This window comes from Rothia uropygioeca (assembly GCF_004136585.1).
Lineage (GTDB): Bacteria > Actinomycetota > Actinomycetes > Actinomycetales > Micrococcaceae > Rothia.
Genome location: NZ_NOIR01000001.1, coordinates 725,989 through 743,809, shown reverse-complemented (window position 1 = coordinate 743,809; position 17,821 = coordinate 725,989). Strand labels below are relative to the sequence as shown.

16 protein-coding genes, 1 tRNA gene, 1 pseudogene and 1 riboswitch are annotated in these 17,821 nt (G+C 60.7%); of the genes and pseudogenes, 4 read left to right on the top strand and 14 right to left on the bottom strand.

The window, feature by feature from the left end; genetic code table 11:
* Window positions 1-137: 137 nt before the first annotated feature.
* Genes EWR20_RS03265 through EWR20_RS03255 form a run of 3 tightly spaced genes read right to left on the bottom strand, consistent with a single transcriptional unit; the run spans window position 138 to window position 3,246 of the window.
* Window positions 138-929 carry an energy-coupling factor transporter transmembrane component T family protein gene (locus EWR20_RS03265; protein ID WP_129358946.1) on the bottom strand — a complete coding sequence of 264 codons (792 nt, stop codon included), beginning with the start codon at window positions 927-929 and terminating at the stop codon, window positions 138-140.
* A complete protein-coding gene (locus tag EWR20_RS03260) occupies window positions 917-2,578 on the bottom strand; it encodes an ABC transporter ATP-binding protein (protein WP_129358944.1) in 1,662 nt (553 codons plus the stop codon). Before EWR20_RS03260 ends, EWR20_RS03265 begins: the two co-directional genes overlap by 13 nt.
* Window positions 2,575-3,246 carry an ECF transporter S component gene (locus tag EWR20_RS03255; protein WP_129358942.1) on the bottom strand — a complete coding sequence of 224 codons (672 nt, stop codon included), beginning with the start codon at window positions 3,244-3,246 and terminating at the stop codon, window positions 2,575-2,577. Before EWR20_RS03255 ends, EWR20_RS03260 begins: the two co-directional genes overlap by 4 nt.
* 56 nt (window positions 3,247-3,302) lie before the next feature.
* A riboswitch (TPP riboswitch) is annotated at window positions 3,303-3,402 on the bottom strand.
* Window positions 3,403-3,543: 141 nt separating this feature from the next.
* Between EWR20_RS03255 and EWR20_RS03250 the strand changes: the two genes are divergently transcribed.
* Window positions 3,544-3,816: a DUF4235 domain-containing protein gene (locus EWR20_RS03250; protein ID WP_129358940.1), complete on the top strand. Its 273-nt coding sequence runs from the start codon at window positions 3,544-3,546 to the stop codon at window positions 3,814-3,816.
* A 72-nt stretch (window positions 3,817-3,888) separates the two neighbouring features.
* On the opposite strand, the gene mnhG is transcribed toward EWR20_RS03250, so the two are convergent.
* The 6 genes and pseudogenes from mnhG to EWR20_RS03220 all read right to left on the bottom strand — a co-directional run bounded on the left by mnhG (window position 3,889) and on the right by EWR20_RS03220 (window position 10,684).
* Window positions 3,889-4,362, bottom strand: coding sequence for a monovalent cation/H(+) antiporter subunit G (gene mnhG, locus EWR20_RS03245; protein WP_129358938.1), 474 nt, complete (start codon window positions 4,360-4,362; stop codon window positions 3,889-3,891).
* A 126-nt stretch (window positions 4,363-4,488) separates the two neighbouring features.
* A pseudogene (locus EWR20_RS03240) lies at window positions 4,489-4,746 on the bottom strand (monovalent cation/H+ antiporter complex subunit F); the annotation flags it as partial.
* On the bottom strand, window positions 4,743-5,327 hold the full coding sequence (locus EWR20_RS03235; RefSeq protein WP_129358934.1) for a Na+/H+ antiporter subunit E: 585 nt from the start codon (window positions 5,325-5,327) through the stop codon (window positions 4,743-4,745). The pseudogene EWR20_RS03240 and the gene EWR20_RS03235, both read right to left, overlap by 4 nt.
* 1 nt (window position 5,328) lies before the next feature.
* Window positions 5,329-6,954 (bottom strand): Na+/H+ antiporter subunit D, encoded by a 1,626-nt coding sequence (locus EWR20_RS03230; RefSeq protein ID WP_129358932.1) that lies wholly within the window; start codon window positions 6,952-6,954, stop codon window positions 5,329-5,331.
* Complete coding sequence (locus EWR20_RS03225; protein WP_129358930.1) at window positions 6,951-7,526, bottom strand: Na(+)/H(+) antiporter subunit C; 576 nt, start codon at window positions 7,524-7,526, stop codon at window positions 6,951-6,953. The genes EWR20_RS03230 and EWR20_RS03225 overlap by 4 nt, the downstream gene beginning before the upstream one ends.
* Window positions 7,523-10,684 (bottom strand): Na+/H+ antiporter subunit A, encoded by a 3,162-nt coding sequence (locus EWR20_RS03220; protein ID WP_129358927.1) that lies wholly within the window; start codon window positions 10,682-10,684, stop codon window positions 7,523-7,525. The genes EWR20_RS03225 and EWR20_RS03220 overlap by 4 nt, the downstream gene beginning before the upstream one ends.
* Before the next feature lie 206 nt (window positions 10,685-10,890).
* Here EWR20_RS03220 and EWR20_RS03215 point away from each other — a divergent pair, with 206 nt between their 5' ends.
* Window positions 10,891-12,228: an MFS transporter gene (locus tag EWR20_RS03215; protein WP_129358925.1), complete on the top strand. Its 1,338-nt coding sequence runs from the start codon at window positions 10,891-10,893 to the stop codon at window positions 12,226-12,228.
* On the opposite strand, the gene EWR20_RS03210 is transcribed toward EWR20_RS03215, so the two are convergent.
* From EWR20_RS03210 to dcd, 3 genes are read right to left on the bottom strand one after another with little or no spacing between them, the layout of a single operon-like run.
* Window positions 12,149-13,231, bottom strand: a complete 1,083-nt coding sequence (locus tag EWR20_RS03210; RefSeq protein WP_129358923.1) for a MauE/DoxX family redox-associated membrane protein — start codon at window positions 13,229-13,231, stop codon at window positions 12,149-12,151. The two genes, EWR20_RS03215 and EWR20_RS03210, sit on opposite strands and share 80 nt — an antisense overlap.
* A 35-nt stretch (window positions 13,232-13,266) precedes the next feature.
* A complete protein-coding gene (locus EWR20_RS03205) occupies window positions 13,267-14,538 on the bottom strand; it encodes a P-loop NTPase family protein (protein WP_129358921.1) in 1,272 nt (423 codons plus the stop codon).
* 9 nt (window positions 14,539-14,547) lie between these two features.
* The gene (gene dcd / locus EWR20_RS03200; RefSeq protein ID WP_129358918.1) at window positions 14,548-15,132 is read right to left on the bottom strand and encodes a dCTP deaminase; all 585 of its coding nucleotides are present in this window, start codon (window positions 15,130-15,132) and stop codon (window positions 14,548-14,550) included.
* Between the two features lie 95 nt (window positions 15,133-15,227).
* Between dcd and EWR20_RS03195 the strand changes: the two genes are divergently transcribed.
* Window positions 15,228-15,301 (top strand) — tRNA-Gly (locus EWR20_RS03195).
* An 81-nt stretch (window positions 15,302-15,382) separates the two neighbouring features.
* On the opposite strand, the gene EWR20_RS03190 is transcribed toward EWR20_RS03195, so the two are convergent.
* Both EWR20_RS03190 and EWR20_RS03185 read right to left on the bottom strand, forming a co-directional pair.
* Window positions 15,383-16,036: a class I SAM-dependent methyltransferase gene (locus EWR20_RS03190; protein ID WP_129358916.1), complete on the bottom strand. Its 654-nt coding sequence runs from the start codon at window positions 16,034-16,036 to the stop codon at window positions 15,383-15,385.
* Between the two features lie 9 nt (window positions 16,037-16,045).
* The gene (locus tag EWR20_RS03185) at window positions 16,046-16,753 is read right to left on the bottom strand and encodes a hypothetical protein (RefSeq protein ID WP_129358914.1); all 708 of its coding nucleotides are present in this window, start codon (window positions 16,751-16,753) and stop codon (window positions 16,046-16,048) included.
* A 59-nt stretch (window positions 16,754-16,812) separates the two neighbouring features.
* Between EWR20_RS03185 and EWR20_RS03180 the strand changes: the two genes are divergently transcribed.
* The gene (locus EWR20_RS03180) at window positions 16,813-17,805 is read left to right on the top strand and encodes a hypothetical protein (protein ID WP_129358912.1); all 993 of its coding nucleotides are present in this window, start codon (window positions 16,813-16,815) and stop codon (window positions 17,803-17,805) included.
* Window positions 17,806-17,821: the final 16 nt, after the last annotated feature.

Here is a 17,821-nt window from a genome sequence, read left to right as displayed (position 1 = left end):
TTTCGCTCCAAAGATGCTTGATGGCTGGTGCATCTCTTACTTTTCCGCTGATGGCGTCCGCGGACAGTGGAGCGAGCAGTATTTGGAGGTAGAGCTGGGTCTAGTCTGTCCAGGTGGAGCGCACCCTAGACACGGCCCTAGTAGAAGAAGCGATACGTGCCCAAGGTCAGCGAAAGACCGATGGCCGCAGCGGGAATCCCAAGTCCAATGACCAAGGCGACGGCATCCCGCCACGAGTACTCCGGGCGATGCACCCAGGTTCTCGGTCCAGCACCGAAACCGCGTGCCTCCATGGTCACGGCCAGTCGGCTCGCTCGACGCAAAGCCTGAACGATGAGCGCGAAAGCTTGCGCCGTGAACCCAGTAATGCTCCCGATGACGCCGCGGTCTGCGCCCATACCCCGGGCGCGTCGCGCGGCAGCGAGAGTTTCCCACTCCGTGATCATGATTCCTACCAGCCGGAATGCCGCCACGGCCGAGAGCACGAAGCGCGCCGGCAGTCTGAAAGTCTGGGCCAGCGAATCGCCGATCTCTCTGGCATCCGTGGTCAACAGGAGCAGCACCGAGACCATCGCGAGAGCGCCACCACGCAAAGCGATCGCGATCCCTGCATCCACCGAGTCGGTGGTGAGCAACAGCGGGCCGAAGTCGAGCACGGTCCTGCCGGTCTTGGCGGACAGAAGGGCCGTTGCCCACCCGCTGAATAGCGCCGCCGTAAAAACCGGCCATAGCCGAATGAGGATATTCCAGGGATTGATGCGGCAGCCCGCCATGACGAGTACCAGTGCGATCAGGCCGACGCTCGACGTGACCCAGTCCGCGCTCGCCAAGAAAGCTATGGTCAGAACAAAGAGTAGGACGATCTTGACGGCCGCGTTGACTCGCCCCAACCCCGATTCGGCGGCGCTGGCATTGTTCAAGAGGTCCATGCCTGGTCTCCTGTTCGAACCGCGTGCTGCCGCGTCCCGGCAACGTTGAGGCCGTTCAACCTGTACTCGCTGCCTCCGAGAGCTTCGATGAAGGCATGATCGTGAGTCACCGAGACGACCGCCGTACCCGCGTCCAGGACCTCGCGCAGCAGATCGACCAGGCTGGCCCAGGTGACCGCATCCTGCCCGAAAGTCGGCTCGTCCAGGATGAGAACATGAGGACGAGCCGCGAGCGCAGTACCGACTGAGAGTCGCCTTTTCTCCCCGCCGGAGAGAGTAAACGGGTTCGCTTCCGCAACGTGGCTCAGACCGAGACGTTCGAGCAGCTCAGCCGCCCGATCCTCGGGGTATTCCCCGTCGCTTCCGGAGAAGACGCCGCGCGGTGCCGCATCGCGGGCCAATCGTGCGCCGAGGGCAAGCTCCTCGGCGACCGATGCTTTGACGAATTGGTGTTCCGGTTCCTGAAACACAGTTCCTATCCGCGCAATCAGCTGGCTCGAGCTCCACAGCAGGGGATCCCACGAGGGGCCGCCGGATCGGTCAAGCTCTCGCCTCGCCCCTGCGTATCGGAGTGCATCGGACGCCGCAACATAACCCGCGGCCGGTGCGAGCAGGCCGGCCAGGGTCAGAGCCAAGGTGGATTTGCCGCAACCATTTGGTCCCGTGACCGCCAGATGCTCCCCTCGACGTATACGGACGCAAATATCCGAAGCCGCGACGGTCACTTCCCGGTGTGCCGGGATGGGTCCTTCCGCCGAGCGAGCGGTCGCGCGGCGTCTTTGCCTGAGCCACTTGCGCGCGGGTGCTTGACGAGACACCGCGAGGTCGTGCGCCTCGAGAAGCGCTTCGCCGTTCCCCCGTCCCTGAACCGCCCCCGGCCCCTTGCTCGGAAGCCGGGGAACGTAATCCGGGACCCATACTCCTGCTTGGAGCAATTCCTTTCTCGCCTCATCCAGAACCTGCCGTGGAGGCCCGTCGTGGCTGATTCCCCCGTGCGGACTGAGCACGATCACTCGATCGACGAATTCGGACCAGACCGAGACTCGGTGCTCGACTACGACCAGGGTCGAACCGTATTCCTCCGCAGCGTTCAACACGGCGTCGCGAACTTCGATGACGCCATCTGGGTCGAGGTTGGCCGTCGGTTCGTCCAACAAGATCAGCTGGGGTTCCATGGCCAGAACCCCTGCCAATCCAAGCCGTTGTTTTTGGCCGCCGGACAGCGCCGACGTGGGACGCTCCCACGAGAGATCCAAACCGACCGAACGCAGAGCTCGTTCGCACCGCGGAACGATAACCGCGGGGTCGGCTCCCAGATTCTCCGGGCCGAATGCGAGGTCGTCTCCTACGCGTGACAGGACGATCGACGATTCTGGGTCTTGTTGCATCAGACCGACCGCGCCCCTCGATTGTTCGGGCCCGAGGCCATTGATCGTTGCCCGCCCCAGAACGGCGTCGCCGTCATCGTCCACGAGCACACCCGCCAACGCGTGGAGCAATGTCGATTTTCCTGCCCCTGAGGGGCCTAGTAGCAAAACCCTTTCACCGGCCCGAATATCCAGATTTACACCGTGGAAAGCGGGTGCCTCTCGACCAGCGTGGTGCCAACCGAAGTTCTGGGCCAGGACCCGGGCCCCGTGAACCGTCACGGGCGAACCCTGCTGCGCCGAGCATCACGACCTGCGGCAACGGAACCGAGAACGCCCGTCGAGATCAATGCCCTCATCAGGGCCCAACCCAGAAGTCCCGCGATGACGACGCCGGAAATCGTGCCGCACACGATGTAGACGACCTGATACTTTGCTTCCCAGAAGCCGTAATACATCATGACCTCGCTGACGCCCATGAATACGCCGGAGACGCCGCCGGAAAACATGGCCACTGCAAGCCCGAACCTGCGGTACAGGAATAGAGCGAAGACGATCTCGGCACCGATGCCCTGAATCAACCCTGACAGCAATACGCCGGCGCTGTAATGGGTGCCCAGTAGGGCTTCGATAACGGCCGCGAGAATCTCACAGTAGATCGCGGCACCGGGTTTCCGAATTACTAAGCCGCCGACGACTCCCGCGATGAGCCAGCCTCCACCGATCAGGCCCGACAACGGTGGGAAACCAACCGTCGCGGTCTGCGTTGCCGGCGAAACGGCATTGGACCAGATCCAGAAGATCACGCCGCAGACAACGGCAAGAACCGAGGCGATCACGATGTCGATCACGCGCCACGAAACTTTCCGGCGCTTCGGATGTTTTCCGCTCCCGGTCTCGCTCAACGACTGGACCGTTTGACCGGACTCGTGATGGGATGTGGTGTTCATGGGTCTTCCTCCTGCAATTTTCAGGAGGGGAGGCCGTACCCGTACTGTTCTTGGATACGCCCGAGATCTCGACTCCCTACGTCGGTGCTAACCGCATCAGGTCGAGGGTCTGCTTTCGCACTCTCAGCCTCATCCGAGGCTCCCCTGTCGTTCTTGAACGTCCCCCAGTCTATCTGACTCATTTCACTTCCGGTGAATCGCCCAGCAGATTGGGACAAAGGCAAACTCGTACGATTAGGCTAGAGAGAGCTGAACGTGACCGGCCGCACCGCCGGTGCGAATGAAGAGGAGAGATGGATGAGCAATCCCGTTATCAAGATCGGTTCCACGGTTGCGTCCTTGGCCGGAGTATTCGCGGCCAATAAGGTCATGACGCTGGGCTGGAAGAAGGTTACCGGCAATGAACCGCCGTCGAGCAATCCGGACGCCGAGGAAAGCATCCGCGACATCGTCATTTGGACCGCGATCAGCGGTGTCGTCGCGACCCTCATCAAATTGAGCGTCACGCGGCTGGCCAACAAGATGGAGCACAAGGAAGAAGTCGAGACCGGCGGCCAGGCCGAGGTCTGATAGCCCTCCCCTCGATACGAACAATGGCGGGCGCGTGAATCCTTCACGCGCCCGCCATTGTTCTCACGTCGCTCAGTCCCGCTCTGCCTCCAGGTCGCTTTCGGGTTTGGCCTGCGCATCGTTCCCGAGACCGGCGGCGTCGGCGTCGACGTCGCGCGGCTCGTCGGTTGCTTCAGCAGGAGCCTCTTCTTCTTCCTCTTCACGGTTCATCTGCTCCACGAGGTCGGCAAGCTCGTTGACCGTGAGAGCCGATGCCGTGAAGTGACGATTGCGGAACCCGGAACGTCCTACCATGTGCGAGGAGACGGGTACCGCCAGGATTTGGAGGGTCCACGCCAATACGAGCGCTGGAACCAGAGCCCATGAACGCGCCGCGAATCCGATCCCGGCCAAAAGCAAGAACAAACCGAAAACCTGCGGTTTGGCCCCTGGGTGAAGTCTTGAAAGAACGTCCGGAAAACGGACGATGCCGAGCGCGGCCCCGAGAGACATGAGGCAACCGAGGATCAGGCAGATCCCGGTCAGGATGTCGAATACGAGGTCCATCTAACGATCACCTCGCTGTTTCTTGGTTGTGCCGGGGGAAAGTTTGGAAGGCTTGCGAGAACCAGCAGGCTTCGCGGGCGAAGTGCTCTCTGCCGAACCTGCCCGAGATTCGCGTTCATCCTTGCGTTCGCGTTTGTTGTTTGCGAAGCGAGCAACAGTCACGGACCCCAAGAAACCGACCAGGGATATCACGACGAGCATGGTGATGTTCTCGTAACTGTCCCGGTAGACCATGTCCACTGAGAGCCCCGCACCGACGATAGCCAGCAGCACGTCGGAGGCGATCACGCGATCCAACAGTGAAGGCCCCTTGGCCAGGCGAACTATGGTCCCGATCGCAGCGAGCACCAGAATGACGCCGCAGATGACAATGACGACGGTCATTGCGACACCTCCTCAAGGCTTCCGGATTTCAGGGCCTCGTGACTTTCCTTGGTGCCCATCACCCGGATGACCAAGTTCTCGATGGATCTCACGCTCTCTTGGAACGCGCGCACTTCGTCTTCCGTGTTGATATCGATCACGTGGAAGTAGATCGTGGCACTCCGGCGATCGACCTCAACCACCAGGGACCCCGGAATGAGGGAAACGATATGTCCGACGACGGTAATGAGAAGATCACTGTTGATACGCAACCGGACGGATACCACCGCCGATTTCGGCGCGCCGCGTGGTCTCACCGTGAACCACAGGATCTCGAAACTCGCCTTGGCGATCCACCACACGAATTTTGTGCCCAGGACCGCGCCCCAGAAAACGTTGAATCTTCCCGATAGCTGGACCGGAGGGAGGTAAAAGACCCGGACGATCACCAGAGCCATGATCAGCCCGAAAGCCAGGTTTCCTATCGAGAAGTCCTGCCACAGAGCACCCCAGACCAAAACCAACCAGAAGATCAGGGGCAACTCGGTACGCAGTGTGTTCTTGGGACGCACGCGAGGCGCGCGGTGAGCGGATGGACTCATCTCAGTGGCCCCCTTCCGCAGAGGTTCCGTGGTCCTGCCCCAAGACCGCATCGATGTAGACCTGCGGGTCGCTCAGGTTTCCCGCGGCTTGATGAGAAAGGTCGAAGAGCGGCCCGGCCAAAACGGTGATCGCGACGCCGACCGCCACGAGGCCAATGGTCGAGGCCATCATCGGACGGGGCAGCAATGTCACGTCCTTGCCGCGGTAGCGACGGGACTCGACGTCGAGCTCACCAGAGGTCCTCACCCCGTAGTTACCGTCCTGGTCCTTGGCGAGCAGAATGGGATCCGGGAACTCCGCGTCCTCGGGTTTCCGCCAGAACACGCGATTCCAGATTCGGGCCAACGTCAGCAAGGTCAGCAGCGATACGAAGACGCCGACTCCTGCCAAGGCATAGCCCTGCCATGTACCGGCATGTACGCTCGCGTCAATCAGTCCGACCTTGCCGAGGAATCCCGAGAACGGCGGAATACCACCGAGATTCATGGCCGGGATGAAATACAGAATACCTAGAACCGGGGCAATCTTGGCCAACCCGGCCAAACGGTCGGTATTCGCGGAACCACCACGACGTTCGATCAAGCCGACCACCATGAAAAGACTGGTTTGGATCACAATGTGGTGCGCGATGTAGAAGACCACGGCCATCATGCCTTCCGGTGTGGCCAAGGAGATGCCCCAAATCATGTAGCCGATGTGGCTGATCAGGATGAAGGAAAGAGTTCTCTTGATGTCACTCTGCGTCAGGGCACCGAGGATTCCGACGATGAGAGTGGCCGCCGCGACCAAGGCCAGCAAATTGTCCACCCGGCTTCCCGGGAACAGCAGGGTCTCGGTGCGAATGATCGCGTAGACGCCAACTTTGGTCAGCAACCCGGCGAACACCGCGGTCACCGGAGCGGGCGCGGTCGGATACGAGTCCGGAAGCCACAGGGACAGTGGGAAGACCGCTGCCTTGATCCCGAAAGCAACCAGGAGCATGAGGTGAAGTTGAAGCTGCGTCCCGACCGGTAAGTCAGGCGCCTTGGCCGCGATATCGGCCATGTTCACGGTCCCGAGTGCGGCGTAGATCATTCCGATCGATATCAGGAACAACATCGACGAGATCACGGAAACGACCGTGTACGTGATGCCGGCCCTGATTCTGGGGGCCGAACCGGACATTGTCAGCAGCACGTAACTCGCGGTCAGGAGGATTTCGAACCCGACGTACAGATTGAAAAGATCGCCTGCGAGGAAGGCATTCGACACGCCCGCCAGCAAGACCAGGTAGGTCGGGTAGAAAACCGAGATCGGGGCGTCGGAATCTCCGTCCGCCAGGCCCTGACCGGTCGCGTAAATCATCACTGCGAACGAAACCAACGTGGAAACCACGAGCATCAGCGAGGACAGTTGGTCCACGACCATCACGATGCCGAATGGAGCGGCCCAGGCTCCCAGAGTCACGGATTGTGGGCTCGTTCCCCATGTGGAAACCAACAAGACCGATTCGAGGCTCAACGTCGCGAGCATTGCGATGATCGACAAGAGACGCTGCGCATTGGGGTGTCGGTACAGCGTGAAGTTGGCCCCGGCCGCCATGAGCGGAAAGACAACGGCGGCGGGGGCAAAGTCAACAGCGTTCACGCGTGCCACTCCCCTTGGTCACGGTCGCCACGCCCGAGGTGAGGGTGATGCTCCCCGGCAAAGCCGGGCGACTCGTCGTCCGAGGACGAACGGGCACCCTCTCGTTTGGTTCGCTCGGCATGTTTGCGCTGGCGATAGGCTTCCTCTCGTTGTTCCTCGGAGCCCTCGAACTCAGACGGTTCGATGGGAGCGGCGTCGTCGTCTTCCGGATCGTAATCAGGCTGGGCGGCGACGCGACGGTCCTCGGCGTCGTCCTGGATGTCGTCCCGGCGGGAGAGAACCCAGCTGCGGTAGATCATGCCAAGCATCAGCGCGGTGACCGAGAATGAAATCACGATGGCTGTCAGGACCAAAGCCTGAGGCAACGGATCGAAGTATTCGTCTCCGTCGACCGCCGGGTCGAAGAAAGCTGGCAGCCCAGACAACCCACCGGTGTGCAGGATCAGGATATTGGTTGCGTTGGTAATGAGCATCAAACCCAAGAGGACCTTGGTCAACGATTTCTCGAGGATCAGGTAAACGCCCACCGCGTAGAGGACGCCCATGACCAAGAGCAGTGCAGCATCGATCATTGCGCTCCCTCCCCTGAATTATTCGACGATTCGGACGCCGTTTGAGCCTTGCCTCGTGAGGAAGACTCGTGCACCGGCTCCTCTTCGCTTGTGGCGGTGACCGGTCCCGAAGGAATGACGGAGGTCTGCGGTCCACCCGAGCGCCGGACCTTGATGCGGCGACGCTTCCGGCCAGTGATCCTGGCTTTTTCCCGTTCTTTCTCGCGCTCTTCCTCGAGGACGGAGTCGATTCTGCCTCCGAGGCTCCGGAGCACGTCCAGCACCAGACCGATCACGACGAGGTACACTCCGACGTCGAAGATCGTGGAGGTCACGAAGTGGACCTCCCCGAAGAGCCACAGGTCGAGGTTGACGTTGTACGAGGTGAAAACTGTCCCGCCCCATGCCAGGGGAAGAAGCGCGTAGAGGGCCGCGATGATCATTCCCGAGCCCAGCAGAACACCGGCGTTGAGAGGCGTCGCTTCTTCGAGTTCATAGCGTCCGCCGGCGAGGTACCGAAGGCCCAGTGCGAGTCCGGCAAGCAGGCCGCCCGAGAAGCCCCCACCGGGCAGATTGTGACCGGCAAGCAACAGGTAGACGGACGTGAGCATGATCGTGTGGAACAACAACCGGGTGATGACTTCGAGCATCAACGAACGGTTTTCTGGCGCGAGGGTCCGGCCCGCGACGAGGAAGGGATCTCGTTTCACATTCATGAAGCGCCCGGCGACACGGACCCCGGGGCTCAGCCCGGTTCGCCCCGCGTACCGCTTGGTCACAGCTTTGATGCGTCCCGTGTCGAGGTCAGGATTGTTGCCGCCGCCGTCCTGGCGGCCGGCGATGAATATCAAACTGGCCACGCCCGTGGCCGCAAGGGCGAGGACCGAGATCTCTCCGTAAGTATCCCAAGCACGCATGTCGACGAGCGTCACGTTCACGACGTTCTTGCCGTGCCCGATTTCGTAAGCCAGTTGCGGCATATCCACTGAAATCGGCGCCTCGGTGCGCGAAGAAATCGAGAAAGCCGCCAAGGCCATCATGAACAGGCCGAAACCTGCCGCAATCGCGATGCGGATGGGCTTCCTGGTCGTCTTTCTCTGGCCCATACCGGATGGCAGCATCCGCAAGGCCAGGACAAAGGCGATCAGCGAAATGGTTTCGACCAGGAGCTGGGTCAACGCCAGGTCAGGCGCTCCACGAAGCGCGAAAATCAGGGCAAGGCCGTAGCCGGTGACCGAGACCATGAGGATGGCCAGGAACCGTTTGTTGGCCCGAACCGCGACCAACGATGCACCCACCATGACAGTCGCAATGGCCCACTGCGCGGGTGAGTCCGACCAAACGAAGGAATTCAGCGGCGGAGTCTCGACGATGAAAAGACCGATAGTCGGCACGACGACCGCCGTCACGAGGATGACCGCAAGATAGAAGCTCAAAGAACCCCGCTGCGTGTACCCCGTAATTCGGACGGCCAGGTAATCGATTGCCCCAATGACAGCGCGGTACACGGTGTCCGCGGTCGGGAGGCTCGGCAAAGCGAGTTGGAATCGTTGGATGGGCACGCGAAGGGCGAAGAGCCCAAAACCCAACGCAATAATGACCAGGGAGAGTCCGAGCGCCGGGGTGATTCCGTGCCACAGCGCCAAGTGCTGTTCCAGATGGCCGCCCGATCTCGCGTAGTCGTAGACCATCGCGTGCAGAGGTTCCGGAAAGAGACCGAAGGCGACCGTCAGAACCGTGATGAGCCCCGGGGCCAGTGCGAAGTTGAAGGGGATCACATGGAAGTCGGTCGCGTGAACCGAGCCTCCCTGGATCAGATCCGGATGGGCGTCTCCGGCCTTTTTGGTTGCGAATGCACCCCAAATGAACCGAGCACTGTACGCCAGCGTCAGCACTGAGCCGAGCGCTATGCAGACCAGGACCACCGCGGATTCCGTGGTATTCAGCGTCCCCAGACCGTGGCTCAGTCCCTCGACGCCCAATTCGAGGATGCCTTCCTTCGTCACGAAGCCGGCCAGTGGGGGCAGACCCGCCATGGACGCTGCGGACAGGATGGCCATGACGAACAGCCCTGGAGCCTTCCTCCAGATACCGGAAAGGCGGGTGATCTCACGGGTACCGGCCTGGTGGTCGATAATTCCCGTGGCCAGGAACAAAACCGATTTGAAGAGCGAGTGCGCGACCATCATAGCCAAACCGGTATATATCGCGCCCGGACTCCCGATGGCGACGACCGTCATGATGAAGCCAAGCTGGCTCACGGTCCCGTACGCGAGGATCAGTTTGAGATCGAATTGCTTCAGCGCTTGGTAACCGCCGAACAGCATCGTGAACAGGCCGACCACAACCACCAGACCGGTCCAGGGAGCGACATCGGCGAACCCGGGCGCAAGTCTGGCAACGAGGTAGATACCGGCCTTGACCATGGCAGCCGCGTGGAGGAAAGCCGAGACCGGCGTTGGGGCGGCCATGGCACCCGGCAGCCAGAAATGCAGGGGGAACAAAGCCGACTTCGACAGCGCTCCGACCAGGATCAGAACGAGGGCTGCGCCAACCGCGACCCCGCCACCCGGGGCGTTGATGGTCTGAGGAGCTCGTGCGACGACGTCGGACAGGAGGTAGGAATCGCTGGCGATGCCCAACATGATGACGCCGATGAACATCGCCAGACCACCGGCCGTTGTGACGATCAAGGCTTGGAGGGCCGCCCGGCGAGCGAAGAACCGCACGTGAGCGAATCCGATCAACAGATACGACAGGATGCTCGTGACTTCCCAGAACACGAACATCACGATCATGTCGTCCGCCGTGACCAGGCCGAACATGACGCCGGCGAATAACACCAGCTGGGCTCCGAAAGCCCCGGAATATTGGTTGGTGTGTTTGAAGTACGACGCGCAGTAGAAAAGGATCGGCGCACCGATACCGAGAATCATCGCGGAAAGAATCCAGGACAATGGATCCAACCGGAAAGTAAGACTGATCCCCAATTGCGGGATCCATGGAAAGCTCTCAGTGACGTCGTGCCCGCCGAAAACACCAGGGGCGGTCGTGCAGAGCCATATGAAGGAGACTGCGGGGACAACCGCAAGGCCATAAAAACTGGTGCGGCCCCATCGTCGGAAACATGCCGGGGAGATGAGGGCCGCTAGGCCATGGACCAGGATCACGAAGCTCACGCAGGATCCTCCTCTTAGGGCCTCGGGGTCTGGTCCCCACTAAGAATACCAGCGCAGTTATGTGTCGTTTGCCGGGCAAGCTGAGAGCTGACTATTACGTTATGCAATGCAAATGTTCGAGCACCTGAGCATTCCTCTCCACGATCCGAGACTTTAGGAGTTCGTGGAGGCGCGCGAACCTCCGACTCGCTTGTACCCTGAGCACTATGAGCTATGACACCTCCGCGGAGGTCCCTGCCCAGACCAGGAAACGAAAGCCCGTGCTCCCCTGGGCACTCTGGGACGCGGGGGCCTCGAGCTTTCACGCCGTCATGACGACCTTCGTCTTCAACGTCTATCTGACGAGCGAGCTCTTCGGCACGAAAACGCACACGACGCAGGTTCTCTCCGCAGGCCTTGCGATCGCGGGTCTGGTCATCGCGCTGACAGCCCCTGTCACAGGACAGAGAGCCGATCGCAACGGATCACGTCGGCGGTCCCTCGCCGTGACCACGGCAGGTGTCGCTTTATGCGTCGCTGCGTGCTTCTTCGTTCGCCCCGATCCGTCCTATCTCTGGTTGGGAGTAGGGCTGATCGCGCTGGCCAATGTCTTCAGCGAAATCGCCACCGTGCACTACAACGCCCTTCTTCCCTCGGTATCGACGCCGGAAACCGTCGGTCGAGTCTCCGGAACAGGATGGTCCTTCGGATACTTCGGCGGAATCATCGCCTTGGTGATCGTTCTCTTCGGATTCGTATCACCGGGCTTTCCGGGTCTTCCTCATGAAGATTCATTGAATTTGCGAGCCGTGGCCCTTTTCTCCGCGATCTGGCTCGCCGCTCTGTCCCTGCCGATCCTGATTCGTTTCCCTGGAGTCACGGCCCCCGAAAGCGGATTCGGCTCGGCCACGGGCGAGAATTTCACCGGAGTCCGAGATTCTTGGGTCGTTTCATACCGCCGCCTCGGGCGCACTCTGCGCCGTATGTACCGAGAAGAACCCGTAACCCTCAAATTCCTCATCGCCTCGGCCGTCTTCCGGGATGGCCTGGCCGGGGTGTTCACTTACGGGGGTGTACTTGCCGCGGGGACCTTTGGCTTCTCGACGAGTCAAGTGATCGTCTTCGCCATCGCTGGCAACATCGTTGCTGGTCTCGGCGCAGTACTGGGTGGCCGTCTCGACGATTCCCTCGGACCGAAACGCGTGATCCTGGCGTCGCTCATTGGTTTGCTCATCGCGGCGGCTCCCCTTCTATTCTTCCAGGCCCCCGGCTTGTTCTGGGTCTGCGGTCTGGCGCTCTGTGCTTTCGTCGGGCCAGCGCAGTCTGCCTCCCGTACTTACCTCTCCCGTCTCACGAAACCCGGCGACGAAGGGGAATACTTCGGCTTGTACTCCACGACAGGCCGGGCCATGAGTTTCCTCGCCCCCGCGCTTTTCGCACTGTTCGTCGGCCTCCTCGGGGCCCAGGTTTGGGGGATCCTCGGGATCATGCTGGTTCTTGCCGGGGGCTTGGTTCTTGCCGCGCGGCTTCCAGCTCATCCTGGATGTCCTGGACAAAAATGGTGATGTCCGGTGCACCATTGACCGGGCCACCGGCGAGCAGGCCGTCGGCCCCCAGGAGGACGGCGCTCGGGGTTCCCGTCAAGCCCAACAAGCCCCCCATGAAGTCGCCGACGTCGTATAGGGCCGAGTCCCAGAGCGAGGCGTCGGCGACCGTCTCCAGGATCTCCTTGCGCGACCCGGTGACCAGGTGGACCCCAACCGATGGGCCCAGGGCCTTGGCCCATTCCGGTGCGGAGGCGATGATCTCCGCACATGAACCGCAACCGGGCGAGATGTAAAGGAGCAGGCGCGCTTGAGCCGAGGCCAAACGCGTGAGTGCGACGAGTTCCCCCTCGGAGTTCTTGACGACGACCCCGGGAATCGGATGCCGCACGTATTCCTCGGCGTCGTCGTCCTCAGCGGAAACCGGTTGGGTGGGCGACACTGCGGCGTCCGGGCCCTCAACCGGATGGTGCTGCCGGGCGGAGGCTCGTTTGGCTTCCGCGGCGCGGCGGGATGCCGGGGAGATCGCGAGAAAGAGGATTCCCGCACCACAAGCAAGTCCCACGATCCACAGGAGATCGTTGCCCGAGGCTTGGGCAAACAGCCCGGGCGATGATGTGAAGAATGACGCGACGAGCCAGAAAGCAGAAAGAAGAACAAGCCCTGTATTGCGCCACAGCGTCCAGTGGGTCACAGGATCCGAATTGGCCTTTCCGAAACAATTGCACGCGACGGGCTGATCGAAGCCCAGGGCCTGATATATCAAGGCCCAATACGCTGCGAACAGAGCGAAGGCAATCAAGGCCACGACCGGGGCCAACCAGCCAGGCGTCACGAGAAGAAGAACACCGAGAGCGATCTCGCCCCAGGGGAATGCGGATCGTAGCCACGGTCGGTCCAGGGCCGATGGCACCTTGAGGTCTTTGAACGCCGCGGCAACGCCATTAGGGTCACGGAGCTTGGCGAGCCCTGAAACCCACAGGACGACGGCAAGAATCAGGGCCGGAAAGACAAGTGCGGTCATGCTGATTTCTCCGATTCGATGTGCGGAGCCGTACGCTATCGCGCGTCGACTCGAATAACGGTCTTATCGTTGACGATGTCCGAAAGTATCCGGTTGAAGACACCTTCCGGAGGAGGGCCGTACGTCTCGCTCAGTTTGTTCTCGAGTTCTTGTCGCGTTCTTCCACGCTCCGCCTCGATCCAGAGATCTGCACCGAGCCTCGTGTAAATGACCGTTCGGTTCACGTGCATCAGCAGGACTCCGTCCTCAGTGCCGATTCCGCAAACATGACTGTTCCGGGCAAAAGTACCCGAATTTTCGACCGGCCCGCTGGACTCTGGTCTGGTCTCGGGAAGTTGCGGATCCGGCACGTCCCAATACGGTTCCGCCGGAGGAAAGTATCTCCACTCCTCGGCGGAAGGAGGCTGATCGGCGAGCTCGGACAGCAGTGCGGGGAGGTCGGCCGCCTCCCGATAATCCACGGCCCTGATCCCACCCACTCGGTCGGCCAGAAGCGCAAGGCCTCGGAGACCATCGGGCGTACGGGCCAGTCCGGAGGACTGTTCCGCCAGAGCCTGCAGCCCGTTCAGCAACGGCATATTGCTGACGCCTTGGCCGGATTCCGTTCGTTCGCCGCTACTGCCCAACTCGAGGTTGCTGCTTGCCGCGGACAGCTCGCTTTCGCGCCGCAGAATGACGATGTGCGCGAGCCTGGGCTCGGGTTCCCTCGCTTTCGCCACGGTGCGCAGGCCCAGCTCCGAAGCGGCGATCTGCGCTTTGGGCTCGCCTGGCTGCCGAATGATTGAAAGCGGCTTGGAATACGGAAAGACTCGTAGGGTATTCGGGTCGATCGCGCAGGTCTCATCGCTCAGATAAACCCAGCCGTTCCGGGCAAGAGCCCGAGCTGCCGTAGTCTTGCCCCGTCCAGAGGGCCCTACGAGTGCGACGACTTCGCCGGTTTCCGGATTCATCAACGACGCGGAATGAAAAAGATGTAACTCCACGACGTGATGCCGAATCAGAGCGAGAGTCACCGATGAGGTGAATTCCTGGGCCGCGGTGGCAATATCAGCATCACTGACCACGACCGCCGAAATAGGCTGCCCAGCCGTTTCAGCCAGCTGATGGAAAGGACGGTCCTCCGTGACCAGAGCGATGGTCACATGACCCGGAATGAGGTCGGACGTGGGCGAAGAGGCGCGTTGCGGCTTGCAATCCGCCCAGGATGCGACCAAGGATTCGATGAATCGACTGGACACATCGGATTGAGCGAAAACGTCGACGACCGCCCCCATAGCCCTCATGGTAAACACAAGGGTCTCGGTCATTGTCTGTTTCTAACTCCCGAATACGTCGGTGGTGTGGAAATTCTGATAGCTCCGTGAGGCTGTCGGCCCCCGTTGGCCTTGGTAGCGATTCCCATAGGCCCCGGAACCGTACGGGTGGTCCGTCGGCGAGCTCAATCGGAAGAAGCACAGCTGACCAACCTTGGACCCAGGCCACAACAGGATCGGCAATGTGGCCATGTTGGACAGCTCGAGGGTCACATGCCCCGAAAAGCCGGGGTCGATGAATCCAGCGGTCGAGTGGGTCAGCAACCCGAGACGCCCCAACGAGGATTTTCCTTCCAAGCGGGCTGCGACGTCGTCGGGCAAAGTGACCTGCTCGTAGGTAGAGCCGAGAACGAATTCTCCGGGGTGCAGGATGAACGGTTCCCCGGGTTTGGTCTCGATCAAACGAGTCAGCTCGGGTTGGTCCTCCCGAGGGTCGATGTATGGATACTTGTGGTTGTCGAAGAGCCTGAAGTACCTGTCCAAGCGAACGTCGATGCTTGCCGGCTGCATCATCGAAGGATCGTAAGGATCCAGCTGTATGCGTCCGCGCTCAATGTCCTGGCGAATGTCGTGGTCTGAGATCAGCACGCTTTAAGAATAAGACATCCTCGGCAATCTCCTTATACCGGTTCGCACCGATTCAGACGATGCGCTAGGATGGCTACTGGTCCTTGATGGACTTTGCGGCTGTAGCTCAATGGTAGAGCGCACGCTTCCCAAGCCTGATACGCGGGTTCGATTCCCGTCAGCCGCTCCATAACACATGGCAATGGGCCGCGGATTTTCTTCCGCGGCCCATTCTTCGTATTGCCCGAGACCGGTCGGCGAATGTGTGGGCCTAGCTCAGCAGGCTTGTTCGTTGGCCCTGGTCGTTGGCCGGATTCACGGGTTTGCGGAGAATCGACACCAGGAAATTCGATTCCTGGTCGAAGGGCTCCAAATCCCAGGTTCCCAGAGTCAAACTGGGCTCGAGTCCGGCCGCTTCCGCATCGGAAAAATAGTCTTCGAATGCGTATCCGCGGCCGCCTCCGAAGCCGATCGCGGCCCGTCCCCCGGGAGTCAGCACGGTCCGAAATCCTTCAAGGACTGCACGACGTGTTGACGGCGCCAGGAAAGTCATGACGTTTCCGGCACAGACAATCACGTCGAACGTGCCCAAAGACTCTGCTGGAAGGACCGAGCCCAGTTCCGCGAGGTCACCCGTCAGCCAAGTCGCCGAAGGATGATCACGATTCGCTTGTTCCACGAGTTCGGGATCCACATCGACCCCGACCACCTGATGCCCGCGCCGGGCCAATTCCCCACCCACTCGCCCCGGACCACACCCTGCGTCGAGGATCGCGGAGCTGCGATGCGTCATCGCGTCGATGGTTCGCGCCTCGCCGTCCAAGTCCGCGCCGTTGGCCCGCATGGTCTCAAATCGCTCTATGTACCACCGGGAATGCCCCGGATTCTTTTGTTTCTGGATCTCCCACAATGACGGTTCACGCATATGAAGAGTCTAATCCGCCCCGTGAGTCAGGCCCTCATGAGCGCCCAGGAGCTCGGGCCATATGCCCAGAACGAGGATCAGCGCAAGAAAGATGAGCCCCAGTATGGCGATCAGCGTCGACCGGAACGCAGGATGCAATTCGGTCCAACTCACGAGCCCCTTGTGTTCGGCGGCGAGTTCGGTGACGTTGATCGAGCTGTACATGGTTGTCTGCGGCGTGATCTTGCCCGAGAGTTTGCGGAGGGTTTTGGTATCCCATACACGCCCATCGAAACGCATCAGTGACTTTCCCCGGGAGCCGATGAACCACAGACCTGGAATTCCCCGGTACCTCAGTCGCGCCCAGGTTCCTTCACTCGCCCTCAAGGCTGCTTTGGGCTTGAGTTTCTCCACGAACACGGTATGTTCCACACTGTTCCGCGGGACGGCTTTCCAACCGATCAACCGGCCTCTGAGAATATGCGTGTCCGTCACCACGGCCACAGCTGGCTTCAAAATCGAGTAGACGGCTGTGGCTGCCAAGAGCTCCATGACGAGCACCACGATCACAAATGCCGCCGCCGGACGTTTGAAATACAGAATGGCGAGCAGTGCAATCGCGAGAAGGATCGTCGGGAGAACAGACAGGATTCGGCGACCGTAGGAGTTGATGCGCGGGTAGAACCCCTCTTGGAGCGTGCCGTACTTGGCGGGAACATCCCTTAGGTTTTCTGCCATGCTTACAAGCCTATTCGATGCGCATCCGTCGAATTTTCACGGCCGATATGCTGGTACTCATGTTTCCCCGATCCCCCGTAGCACGCGCACTTGCCACCTTTTGCGTCGGATTGCTCGTCGCGGTAGCTCTCGCAGTGGCCACGATGGCGTTGATCGCCCAGTATGCATTCGGCCCCACCGCACCGGTTCGGGACTATATCCAGGCCATCCAGAACGGGGACGGACGCAAGGCCATGGCTCTGCTGGACGCAGAAGTTCCCGATTCGAATGCTGCCATGCTGGACGGGCGACCGCTCTCGGAAGCAACCAAGACCCTTGACCATGTCGACTACACCGTGCGACAGACCTCCGGCGACTCCGCCGTGATCACCGTGACCTATCAACTCAACGGAACGACGTCGAACACCGATTTCCCTGTCCACCGGACCGGCGTCCACGCCGGATTCCTCGAGGATTGGGCCATCGACTCGACGACCCTTCCCACGGTTGAGGTCTCCGCTCCCAGCGTCGAGACGGCAACGGTCAACCGCCAAAAGGTCGGTGTGCCGGGAAGTGACGAGAAATTCTCGGTCTTCTACCCCGGTGTCTACACAGCCGAATACTCGTCCTCGCTCTTGGAAGCGCCGGAAACCACCACGACAGTAACCAATTCGGATTCGGCCAAGGACGTATCGCAAAAACCGGTTCTGTCTCTGAAGCCGGCACCGAGTCACCATGCCCAGGACTCGATCAAGTCCCAAGTATCCGAGAAACTCGACGCGTGCGCCCAGCAGGATGCTCTGTATCCGAAAGGCTGTCCTTTCGAGTACGACTTCCAGGGGCGTGTCCAAGGAGACGTGCACTGGAGCATCCTCGAGTATCCGGACTCTTCGGCAACGATCGACAAGAATGGCCAATGGAAACTTTCAAACCCTAAGGGAAAAGCCCAAATAGAATTTCAGTCGCTCGACCTCTTCACGGGAAAAGTCAGCACCGTCAAGAAGACCGTTCCGTTCCAGCTGAACGCCGGATTGCAGGTCAACGGTGATCAGGTCACCGTCAACACCAAGTAAAAACCGCCTGGGCGGC

Bases quoted from the DNA above. Each gene is read 5' to 3' on its own strand.
- mnhG (WP_129358938.1), bottom strand. From the start codon at position 4,362: ATGGACCTCGTATTCGACATCCTGACCGGGATCTGCCTGATCCTCGGT.
- EWR20_RS03225 (WP_129358930.1), bottom strand. From the start codon at position 7,526: ATGATCGATGCTGCACTGCTCTTGGTCATGGGCGTCCTCTACGCGGTG.
- EWR20_RS03250 (WP_129358940.1), top strand. From the start codon at position 3,544: ATGAGCAATCCCGTTATCAAGATCGGTTCCACGGTTGCGTCCTTGGCC.
- EWR20_RS03215 (WP_129358925.1), top strand. From the start codon at position 10,891: ATGAGCTATGACACCTCCGCGGAGGTCCCTGCCCAGACCAGGAAACGA.
- EWR20_RS03235 (WP_129358934.1), bottom strand. From the start codon at position 5,327: ATGAGTCCATCCGCTCACCGCGCGCCTCGCGTGCGTCCCAAGAACACA.
- EWR20_RS03210 (WP_129358923.1), bottom strand. From the start codon at position 13,231: ATGACCGCACTTGTCTTTCCGGCCCTGATTCTTGCCGTCGTCCTGTGG.
- EWR20_RS03180 (WP_129358912.1), top strand. From the start codon at position 16,813: ATGTTTCCCCGATCCCCCGTAGCACGCGCACTTGCCACCTTTTGCGTC.
- EWR20_RS03205 (WP_129358921.1), bottom strand. From the start codon at position 14,538: ATGACCGAGACCCTTGTGTTTACCATGAGGGCTATGGGGGCGGTCGTC.
- EWR20_RS03190 (WP_129358916.1), bottom strand. From the start codon at position 16,036: ATGCGTGAACCGTCATTGTGGGAGATCCAGAAACAAAAGAATCCGGGG.
- EWR20_RS03265 (WP_129358946.1), bottom strand. From the start codon at position 929: ATGGACCTCTTGAACAATGCCAGCGCCGCCGAATCGGGGTTGGGGCGA.
- EWR20_RS03185 (WP_129358914.1), bottom strand. From the start codon at position 16,753: ATGGCAGAAAACCTAAGGGATGTTCCCGCCAAGTACGGCACGCTCCAA.
- EWR20_RS03255 (WP_129358942.1), bottom strand. From the start codon at position 3,246: ATGAACACCACATCCCATCACGAGTCCGGTCAAACGGTCCAGTCGTTG.